This window comes from Rivularia sp. UHCC 0363, from assembly GCF_034931125.1.
GTDB lineage: Bacteria > Cyanobacteriota > Cyanobacteriia > Cyanobacteriales > Nostocaceae > Rivularia.
Genome location: NZ_JAYGHM010000052.1, coordinates 22,406 through 32,379, shown reverse-complemented (window position 1 = coordinate 32,379; position 9,974 = coordinate 22,406). Strand labels below are relative to the sequence as shown.

Below are 9,974 nucleotides of genomic sequence, written 5' to 3'. Positions count from 1 at the left end.
GGGGGGATGGGGAGATGGGGAGATGGGGAGATGGGGGGATGGGGTAGTTAAATAGCGAGCAAGATGCTCGCACTACTCTTAACTCGTAACTCCTAACTTCTAACTCCTAATTCCTAACTGTTAAAGATAATCTGCGGGATTTACAGGAGTGCCGTTTTTACGGACTTCAAAGTGTAAATGAGGCCCCGTTGATAAGCCTGTAGAACCGACTGCGGATATGGCTTGTCCTCGTTTGACGCTTTCTCCTTCCTGTACGTATAGTTGGCTACCGTGTCCGTAAAGTGTGGTGATTCCGTTACCGTGGTTGATAATTACAGTTTTGCCGTAACCACCGTACCAACCCGAATAGATGACGGTTCCCGAATCTGCGGCGCGAATTGTACTACCGTAACTAGCCGCAAAATCCATACCAGCGTGCAGACGACGATATCCGAGAACTGGGTGCGATCGCCAACCAAAGGGACTGCTGATGTAAGCGTCGCTGGGAAATGCCATGATACCGCTTCCACGCACAAAGTTTCTTGCTTGACTGCGGGCTTTTGCGGCTGCAATTATGGCTTGTTGTTCGGCAACTTTTCTCTCAATTAAGGTTGCTATCGATTGTGAATCTTTCTCTAACTGAATTCTAGCTGCATCTAATGCAAGGCGATCGCTATTTAAACGCTGCACTAATTCGGTTTGTGATTCCGCTTGACCTTGATAATCGGCTTTCTGTGCCAATAATTGCTGTCTAATCAAAGCAATTTCGTTCTTTTTCCCTTCTATATCGGTTTTTTGCTGAATTATTCGATTCGCTTCCTGGGTTAATTTTGCTAAAACTTTTTGGTCGGCTTGATAAACTAACTTTAAGTTACGACGACGACTGAGAAAGTCATTTAAATTACGGCTTTGTAATAAAACAGCCCACCCTTGACTAGTAGTGGAACGTTGCAAAAATTTGAGTCTAGCAATAGTTGATTTTTGACGTTCTGCGTAGGATACTTCCGCTACTGCTAAATCTGCTTGCAGCTGTTGCAGAAGTTGGGTTGCCATTTGTAAGCGTTTTTCGCTGTCTTGAATCTGACTATCAGTTGTTTGTAAGTTCTCTTGTAAACCACCAAGACGTTTTTCGGCTTCTTGCTGCAAATTATTTAGACGATTTTTTTCTTTGACCGTACTTTGATGAGTTTGCTTAATCTGTTTTCGCTGCTGCTTAAGTTGGTCAATCGTTTGCTTCGAGTTTCCCTGACCGCGAACTGAAAATACCGGAGTTAAGACTAATAATAAGCACAGAACGCTACAAAAAACAATACGTAGACGGAAATATTTTTTTTGGTGTTGGGGAAAGAATGCTCTCATATTTTCTGATTAACCGTACTCTGGGCTGCAATACCATGTTGATTGTTCCCAAAAAAATCCGAAATTAAACACAAAAATAATTGAAATTTAAAAAAATTTCGTCTGCTATTTTTAGATGATTTTTCACCAAGTATAAAAGAGTAAGTCTATTCCCCAGCTTTACGGATATTAGATATCAATGGAATATGCACTTTGTAAATTCCAAGGAAGTAGGTTCAGCGTTGAGAAGTCAAAGCCAAGCGTAAATTCATGGCAAATTGTATTGGCAAAAAAATATTATTCAGAAATATATTTAATTTGACTTGACATTTCAATATAAATATGTGAAAACCGAGGTGGATTTTATTTTTCACAACCAAATAAGTAATCCTAATTCTATATATTTCTGGTTGTTCGTCAACAATATTTTTTTAATAGGAATGCCATGTTATTAGCTAAGACTATCAGTTCAGATGACCTGAAAAATAAATCCTCAATTGATATCTCATTATTTTCATTAGCAGACTGGATTGCAATAGCAAGAGTGATGGGATACGAGCCAACTTGGTCATATAAAATGTTCTGCCAATTTGGGGATTTAAAAAAATACGATCTTGCTAATACTTCACGCACAACATGGTCAAAAATTGCCCAAATTTTCCACCAAAATCAAACTTGGGCAGAAATGCAATATATCAGATGGCACGCTGTAACTAACTAATATTTTTGTTTAAATTCCAATATATTTAAATCCCTCTCAATTTAAAGTTCTGTGGGATTTTTTATTTGGGAATTGGGAATTGTATATGAAACAGCTAGGGAGCAAGATAGCGGACACTACAAAGTTTTGATAACTCCTATTTCTCCCCATCACCCATCACCCATTACCCATTACCCATCCCCAATCTCAATGAAAATACGATTATTTAATAAACAAGATGCCGAGCAAATTGCCAGATTATTCCATCAAACAGTACGTGAAGTTAATATTAGCAACTACTCGGTAAATCAGGTGAAAGCATGGGCCCCGGATGATATTTATTTTCGGGATTGGATAAATGTTTGCTCGCAAAAATTTACTTATGTAGCCGATAATAACGGTATAATTGCAGGCTTTGGCGAATTAGAACCTAACGGACATATAGATTGTTTCTACTGTCATAAAGATTATCAGCGAATGGGTGTGGGTAGTAAAATTTACCAGGCAATTGAAGCAAAGGCTTACGAATTAGAAATACATCGTTTGTACGTGGAAGCAAGTATTACCGCGAAACCGTTTTTTCAGCGTATGGGTTTCTCTGTTATTAAAGAACAACAAGTAGAATGCAGAGGAGAAAACTTCATCAATTACGTAATGGAAAAATATCTTACTGCATCATCCGGAAAAAATTGTTAAAACGTATATAGCACTCCCCAGTAATTTCTAAGAATTGAAAAACGTGTTTTGCAATGGTTAGAGTCCTAGGAATACATGATGGAGAGTTAGGAGTGATGAATTTTAACCTTTAACCTTTGACCTGTTCAAGGGTAAATTCCAGGTATTTTGAGGATTTCTCGTTGAGATGAAGTTAAATCTGTAAAATTATCGGGATTATAATAATTTCTCAACCATGCATATGAAGCGGGAGAATATTTGTAAAATAATGTTCTACGCTCGTTTTTCCCTTGCCAAGGTAGAGTACCGTGAGTCAAAGCTTCAGTAAATATAATGGCGCTTCCAGCTTTAACGGTAACTGATTTAACGCAACTTTTGGGAAACTCTAAATTAAGCCATGATTGGGGACAGGGTAAATTACTTTTGTGACTACCGGGAATACAAGCAAATCCCCCATCACCGGGATCTACGTCGTTTAATTCGTAAGCAACCGCTAGTAAACCATTGTAAATTCCACCGTTACGGAATGAGTAATACTGGGTTGGGTCGTAGGGAGTCCCCCCACCGTGCAAATAACAGCCGATGGGACCAACACCTTGACGAATAATATGAAGATAATCATGGTCTAAGCGAAATTTGCCTCCAAGTAACTCGGATAAATAAGGAGTTATGCGGGAGTTATCGATCAAACTTCGGAAAGGTTTTCCCCAGGAAAGCAAACTATCAAACCGTAACTTAGACGCTGACGGTTGGTTTTTGATCGCAACCTGTTTATCGATCAACTCCTTCAAAGCAGCAATTTCTTCGTCGTTAAGAATATCTTCAACAACTAAAAATCCTTGTAAATCAAATAAATAGCGTTCGGATTCAAGCATGGGGAGATAAGTTAGGAGTTAGAAGTTAGAAGTTATTACACCTTTAACCTTTGACCTTTAACCTTTAACCTTTAACCTCATTGATAATTGACAACTGTTCCAAAGCGCGATCGCGATATTTTCCGTAACGTTCGCGTTTGTTCTTGATTTTCACTCCTAAGTCGGGCAATATACCGAAGTTGGGGGGCATTGGTTGGAAGTGTTTTGGGGATGCGGAACTGATGAAGTCAAATAGCGCCCCCATCATGGTTGTATTGGGCATGGTTAGGGGTTCTTTTCCTAAAGCGATTCGGGCGGCATTTGTTCCCGCTAACCAACCTCCGGCGGATGCGGCGCTGTATCCTTCTGTACCAATAATCTGTCCGGCTGCTAGTAAGGTGGGACGCGATTTAAATTGCAGTGTGGGAATCATTAATTGGGGTGCATTTATAAAGGTGTTGCGATGCATTACTCCCAATCGGACAAATTCGGCATTTTCTAAACCAGGAATCATCTGAAATACCCGTTTTTGTTCTCCCCACCGCAGGTTTGTTTGAAACCCGACCATGTTCCACAGTTTCCCGGCTTTGTCTTCTTGACGTAACTGCACAACAGCGTAAGGACGGTCTTTTCTAACTTCTACTTCTGGAATTTCTTCGGAAGGAGCATCATTACCCCATCCCGCGACTGAAGGAGGAGTTAAACCAACTGGTTTGAGGGGTCCGTAACGCATGGTATCTTCACCGCGTTGCGCTTGTTCTTCGATGGGTAAACAAGCTTCAAAAAATTTGGCGTTTTCTCGTTCAAAGCCTTTTAATTCAATTTGTTCGGCTTGACGCAATTCTGTCCAAAATCGCAGATATTGCTCTTTATTCATGGGACAGTTGAGGTAAGCTGCTTCACCTTTATCGTAACGAGATGCCATGAAGGCAACGTCGTGATTAATTGATTCTCCCACAACTATGGGACTGGCCGCATCGAAAAAGCTGAGATATTCCATCCCGGTGAAGCGACCTAAATCTGCTGCTAAATCGGGACTTGTTAAAGGTCCAGTCGCTAAAACTACAATTCCTTCAGGGATTTCGCGTAATTCTTCCCGGCGAAAGTCTATTAAGGGATGACTGCTGAGTGTTTCGGTTAAATCTTGACTAAATACACCCCTATCGACCGCTAAGGCTCCACCAGCAGGAACCTGATGCTCGTCAGCTTTAGAAATCACGATTGAACCAAGACGACGTAACTCTTCATGCAGCAAACCAGCGGCTCTGTCAGTTGCCATTGCTCCGAAGGAATTACTACACACTAATTCGGCTAAATGTTCCGTATGATGCGCTCCTCCGAAACGTTGCGGACGCATTTCATAAAAAATTACCGGAATTCCAGCTTGAGCAATTTGCCATGCTGCTTCGGTTCCAGCTAATCCACCACCAATTACTGTTATTGGATTCATATCTTATAAGTATTCGTGCAAAATAAATTAAACATTTCGTCTGGGGAGGGAATAGGGAATGGAGAATGGGGAATACCGATATAATTTCTTCTCCCCCTACTCCTTGAGATAGGTAATCCTTCACCGGGATAGGAGTAAGACTGATAAGTAGGTTGGTCTTGAAAATTGTAATTAGGACAAGGCAGTAGGCAGTGGGCAGCTTTGCTGTAGGGGTAAGAGTTTAGACCTAATTTACATTCTGTTACATAGTTCTGTTTATTTCTGCCGACCTACTTAATTGATTAATTTTTCACTGCTAAGGCTTCTTTCTTTAAAACCTGATTTAATTTACCGCTGCGATAACCTTCTAAATCTAGAGTTACATAAATGAAACCAAATTCTTGAAAAGCAGATACGATTGATTCTAAATCTGTGTTCAGCACAAAGTTTTGAATTTGTTCTGGTGGTAATTCGATCCGCGCTGTATCATCTTGAGAACGGACTCGTAAGTTATTCCATCCCAGTTTACGTAAATAGATTTCTGCTCTACCGACTCGCTGCAATTTAGTTACGGTAATCTCTTCACCGTAAGGAAAGCGGGAACTCAGACAAGGTTGTGCTGGTTTATCCCACCAAGCTAAACTCAAATGTTGGGAAATTTGGCGAACTTCTAGTTTACTTACACCAATTTCTGCTAAAGGAGAACGCGCACCTCTTTCTTTTGCAGCTTGAATACCGGGACGATAATCGTGTAAATCGTCTGCATTTACCCCGTCTATAACGTAAGGATAACCCCATTGTTTGGCTAAAGGTTTTAGGGTATCGTGTAATTCGCTTTTGCAAAAATAGCAGCGGTTGACGGGGTTTGAAGTGTAATTGGGATTTTCCATTTCATGGGTTTCGACGACTTGATGACGAATCCCAATTGTTGCTGCTTGGATTTTGGCATCTTCTAATTCTTCGGGTAATAAACTCGGTGAAACAGCAGTTACCGCTAAAGCCCGATCGCCCAAAACATCATAAGCAATTTTAGCAACTAAAGTACTATCAACCCCACCGGAATAAGCAATTAGAGCCTGTTCCATATCTTTGAATAAAGCTTTTAATTGCTCTAATTTTTCTATATACATAATTTCCTAATCCGAGCGCAGAATTATATCACTTTATTTCTTCTATTTTAAGAGAGATATTGGGGAAATTAATCGAAAGATAAATCGTTTATCCTTTACCCCGCTTTCATTAATGTGGTGAAGTAGTAAAGATTTTTATTTAAAATCCAAAATCTACAACTGCTTTGCTTAATCCGCTGCAACATATTGAGATACGATTATTTCTAAAAGCTGTAAATCAATCGGTTTACAAATATAATCGTTTACTCCTGCTGCAATACAAGTATCGCGATCGCCTTTCATTGCCATTGCAGTTTCAGCAACGATGGGAATATGAGAATATTGGGGATTTTTTCGCAACTGCTTGACTAATGCTAAACCGTTGGCATCTGGTAAAACAATATCCATTAAAATCAGGAAATAATCCTGCCCTTTTAAAGCATCCCACATTTGGTCGGCGGTTTTGACCCAGGTTACTTGATATTCCAATCTTTCTAGAAAAGTTTTGATTAACTTAGCGTTAGATATGTCATCTTCCACTAGGAGGATATTTGAATCTCCTGAAGTAGTTATGTTGCGATCGCGATTTTGTTGGGGTTGAAATTCAGCGACGGTATCGCTCACAGCAACTTGCTCTTGTTCTACAGGAAGCACAATTGTAAAATGCGAACCTCGATCTACAACTGACTCTACTTCAACCCAACCCCCGTGAATTTCAACTAATTTACGAGTCAGCGCTAAACCCAAACCCGTACCTTCTTCACTAGAAACGTTATCGTTAAAAATTTGAAAATATGGCTCAAAGAGTTGGCTTTGATGTTTTTCGGTAATTCCAATTCCGGTGTCCCAAACTGTGAAACGCATGAATTCGTTTTGGTCATCTTGGGGTCTAACTTCTAAACCAACTGTTCCGGTGTTAGTGAATTTTACTGCATTAAAAAGTAAATTTAATAGTATTTGTTTAAGTCGCAACGGATCGGCGATGATATTTTTAGCATTAACGTCTACTTCCAAACGTATTTGCAAACCTTTATTAGCAGCTTTTTCTTTGATTAGTGCTAATACATTACGACACAACTGTGGTAAATCAATTTTTTCCCAATTAACTTCTAACTGGTTGGCTTCAATTTTAGATAAATCAAGAATATCGTTTATTAAAGCCAGAAGATGTTTACCGCTAGCCTGAATAATGTTTAAATATTCATGATGACGCTGCCTACTTGGGTCATAACCTTGAGCTAACAATAAATGAGTGAAGCCAATAATTGAACTCAAAGGAGTGCGAATCTCATGACTTGTATTTGCCAAAAATTGGTTTTTCAGTTGATTGGTACGCTCTAGTTCCTGATTACCATTATTTAGATTCAGTGCTTGTTGGTGTAGCGATTCGATTTGTTTGAGTTGGGTTAAAGCTACTGTACATATTTGGGCAGCTTTTGCGATTAACTTGGGTATTTCGCTAACAATTATACCTGAATAAGAATTTGTGGAAGTCGCAGAAGTAATTAACCAGCCAACAGTTCCAATTGAGTCATTACTCAAGCAGCAAGCCATTTGTGATTGTTCCAGTTGCTGTAACTCTTCTAACTGGATCTCCGAATTCAGCGTTAAATGACTTTTTTCACCTCGACGATTCGTTATCGTTAATGGTGCTTGAGGATTTTTCGGGGAAATATAGCAAATCTTACATACAGGTTGCTGTGGTTGGACAATGGCGATCGCGACGATCGCAGGTGAGGCGATCGCCATTATGCTGGAATTAATTGCGGTTTCTAGTTCGTCTACTACTACCTGAAAAATTTCTGCTTGTTTGTCAATGGTTGTTTTTTCGTCTTGTTCAAAGGACAAAGCTAAAGTCAGAAAATTGCAAAGACGACTTTGCAGTTGATTCAAACTACGTTCCAGCCACAACTCGGCTCGAAGTTGCTCGATGGTTGTCAAAACTGTCGATGAATTGGCATTTAGTTGTGTGTTTTGCTCTGGTAAGCTTGAATACTGCTGCATGGTCAACTCGACCGCTGAATAATTTTAATAGCTTCGCTTAAAAGGTGCTAAATAAACCTGAGTATATTCGCGCACAATTACTTCTATATATATAAACTAAAACTTGTAGTGTCAAATGTCACGAGAAAAAGGCAACTAACTGGAATCAAAATATCATATAAATTTTTTCTAATAGTTTTTATGGGTTACTTATAATAGACTAACAAATTAATCCGGTTTAAAATTAACACGGTATCAAGGTAAATAGGCTTAAACCAAGGTGTATTAAGTGTTACGAAAAATATATTCTATGTTTCGCTAAATCTCAGTAGACTTTAATTTATTTTTTCTACAAGTTTCTTAAATTCTGTTTACACCTACTGAAGATCGCAATTACAGTGTTCTGTATTTCTATATACAAGTTTATCTTTCTAATAAATAGCACAAAAAAAAGAAATAGGAAAAGCCTCAGACCCCTTACTGCAAAGGATTTCCTGATTATTCATAAGTGAAACTACTGAGAAGATATCTTAAAAACACTATTGATAAATAATAAATCTATCTTACGTGCAACAAAACTATAACTTCTGTTAGAGGAATGATGAATTGGTTTATATGTAATCTTGATTTGTATCCAGGACAGCTAAATGGTTTGATATAGGTTGAATTTTGCATAAATTTTCAAAGCAAAGCGAGCCTATAATGCTGAATCGGGGAAAAGTATTAAGAATGAACCAACGGAGTTTTGTGATGAGAAATGTAATTAAAAGCGCGATCGCGAATATTGGTGTTATGTTTAAGCAGCTTCAGGTGAAGCAGTTTTTCGCTGTTGTTTTAGTTGGCTTTCTGCTGCTAACCACAAATATTGCGGGGATGGATAGAGGACAAGCTTTAACTAATAAAGTTGAGCAATTAACAGACCAAAACAATTCCGATCGACCTAAAACTGTGGGAGAATGGAACAAAGAAGCTCGTCAAACAGAAGATGCTCCTCTGGAAAGAGTTAAGAGAATTGGTAAAGAATCCGCAGAAGCTGTAAAAGACTTTGGTGGAATGTATGCGGATACTGCTGAAAAAACTACTCCCGATTTAGATAATAATATGAGATAATAATTGGCTTTAATGCTAAGTCATTTGTGGAGAAACCCGGTTTATTAAAAAAGCTGAGTTTTTCCACATAAATGCGTTTTTATTGCCGTTGCTGACGTTGACGCTAATACAGTTAAATTATTTTGATTCAGGTCTAATTGGCAAAATTCGCACTCTAGACTTAGCTTGGTCAACAGTAACTAAAGCACCATTATTTAATTGTGTTTCAAATTGGCTCAGGACTGAAATAACTAGATTTTCGATGCTGACAGGTAAAACATCTTGGGTACGAACTTGAATCACACTAGGTGTATAAGATTGAGTTACTGCTAACAAAGTTCCGAAATCTAAATCGTGAGTAAAAACAATGTAACTATTGTTTCTTGCCCATTCCATAATTACCGTATCTTTTTCATCTGGTTTACCAATCGTAGACCAGTGTACAGCTTCGATATTGTACTTCCTAAAAACTGCAACCCAACCAGGGGAGAGATTCATATCAATCAAAATTTTCATGCACTTTGTAAAGGCACTTCAATTTCTTCTACTCGCCAAGCTGCATAAGCAAGTGCCTCGTAGATATCGGCTTCTTCTAAGTAAGGATATGCTTTTAAAATGTCATTAGGTGTATGTCCGGATGCCATTAAACCCACTATGGTACCGACTGTGACGCGCATTCCTCGGATACAGGGTTTACCACCCATTACTTCTGAATTTAAAGTAATTCTGGTCAGGTTTTTCATGAATGAAGTTTCTATTTTTTAAATTAGTAATTGTAAAATACATTTGGTCGAGCGGGGATGTTTATCCCACAATTT

10 protein-coding genes are annotated in these 9,974 nt (G+C 38.8%); 3 read left to right on the top strand and 7 right to left on the bottom strand.

Annotation, left to right across the window (positions count from 1 at the left end; genetic code table 11):
• Positions 1 to 120 precede the first annotated feature (120 nt).
• Positions 121 to 1,338, bottom strand: a complete 1,218-nt coding sequence (locus tag VB797_RS24750; protein ID WP_323240409.1) for a murein hydrolase activator EnvC family protein — start codon at positions 1,336 to 1,338, stop codon at positions 121 to 123.
• 424 nt (positions 1,339 to 1,762) lie between these two features.
• Between VB797_RS24750 and VB797_RS24745 the strand changes: the two genes are divergently transcribed.
• Together VB797_RS24745 and VB797_RS24740 are read left to right on the top strand one after the other, a co-directional pair.
• A complete protein-coding gene (locus VB797_RS24745; protein WP_323240408.1) occupies positions 1,763 to 2,038 on the top strand; it encodes a hypothetical protein in 276 nt (91 codons plus the stop codon).
• Between the two features lie 51 nt (positions 2,039 to 2,089).
• The gene (locus tag VB797_RS24740; RefSeq protein WP_416350930.1) at positions 2,090 to 2,713 is read left to right on the top strand and encodes a GNAT family N-acetyltransferase; all 624 of its coding nucleotides are present in this window, start codon (positions 2,090 to 2,092) and stop codon (positions 2,711 to 2,713) included.
• 125 nt (positions 2,714 to 2,838) lie between these two features.
• Here VB797_RS24740 and VB797_RS24735 read toward each other — a convergent pair whose 3' ends face one another.
• The 4 genes from VB797_RS24735 to hrmK form a co-directional block, all read right to left on the bottom strand.
• Positions 2,839 to 3,567, bottom strand: coding sequence for a phytanoyl-CoA dioxygenase family protein (locus VB797_RS24735; protein WP_323240407.1), 729 nt, complete (start codon positions 3,565 to 3,567; stop codon positions 2,839 to 2,841).
• A 64-nt stretch (positions 3,568 to 3,631) separates the two neighbouring features.
• Positions 3,632 to 4,996 (bottom strand): FADH(2)-oxidizing methylenetetrahydrofolate--tRNA-(uracil(54)-C(5))-methyltransferase TrmFO, encoded by a 1,365-nt coding sequence (gene trmFO, locus VB797_RS24730; RefSeq protein ID WP_323240406.1) that lies wholly within the window; start codon positions 4,994 to 4,996, stop codon positions 3,632 to 3,634.
• Positions 4,997 to 5,277: 281 nt separating this feature from the next.
• Positions 5,278 to 6,105: an ATP-dependent sacrificial sulfur transferase LarE gene (gene larE, locus VB797_RS24725; RefSeq protein WP_323240405.1), complete on the bottom strand. Its 828-nt coding sequence runs from the start codon at positions 6,103 to 6,105 to the stop codon at positions 5,278 to 5,280.
• Between the two features lie 168 nt (positions 6,106 to 6,273).
• Positions 6,274 to 8,088: a hybrid histidine kinase/response regulator HrmK gene (gene hrmK / locus VB797_RS24720; RefSeq protein ID WP_323240404.1), complete on the bottom strand. Its 1,815-nt coding sequence runs from the start codon at positions 8,086 to 8,088 to the stop codon at positions 6,274 to 6,276.
• A 729-nt stretch (positions 8,089 to 8,817) separates the two neighbouring features.
• On the opposite strand from hrmK, the gene VB797_RS24715 reads away from it, so the two are divergent.
• Positions 8,818 to 9,177, top strand: a complete 360-nt coding sequence (locus tag VB797_RS24715) for a hypothetical protein (protein WP_323240403.1) — start codon at positions 8,818 to 8,820, stop codon at positions 9,175 to 9,177.
• 117 nt (positions 9,178 to 9,294) lie between these two features.
• On the opposite strand, the gene VB797_RS24710 is transcribed toward VB797_RS24715, so the two are convergent.
• Entirely contained in the window at positions 9,295 to 9,672 is a 378-nt protein-coding gene (locus VB797_RS24710) for a DUF5615 family PIN-like protein (protein ID WP_323240402.1), read from the bottom strand.
• Positions 9,669 to 9,899, bottom strand: coding sequence for a DUF433 domain-containing protein (locus VB797_RS24705; protein WP_323240401.1), 231 nt, complete (start codon positions 9,897 to 9,899; stop codon positions 9,669 to 9,671). Before VB797_RS24705 ends, VB797_RS24710 begins: the two co-directional genes overlap by 4 nt.
• Positions 9,900 to 9,974: the final 75 nt, after the last annotated feature.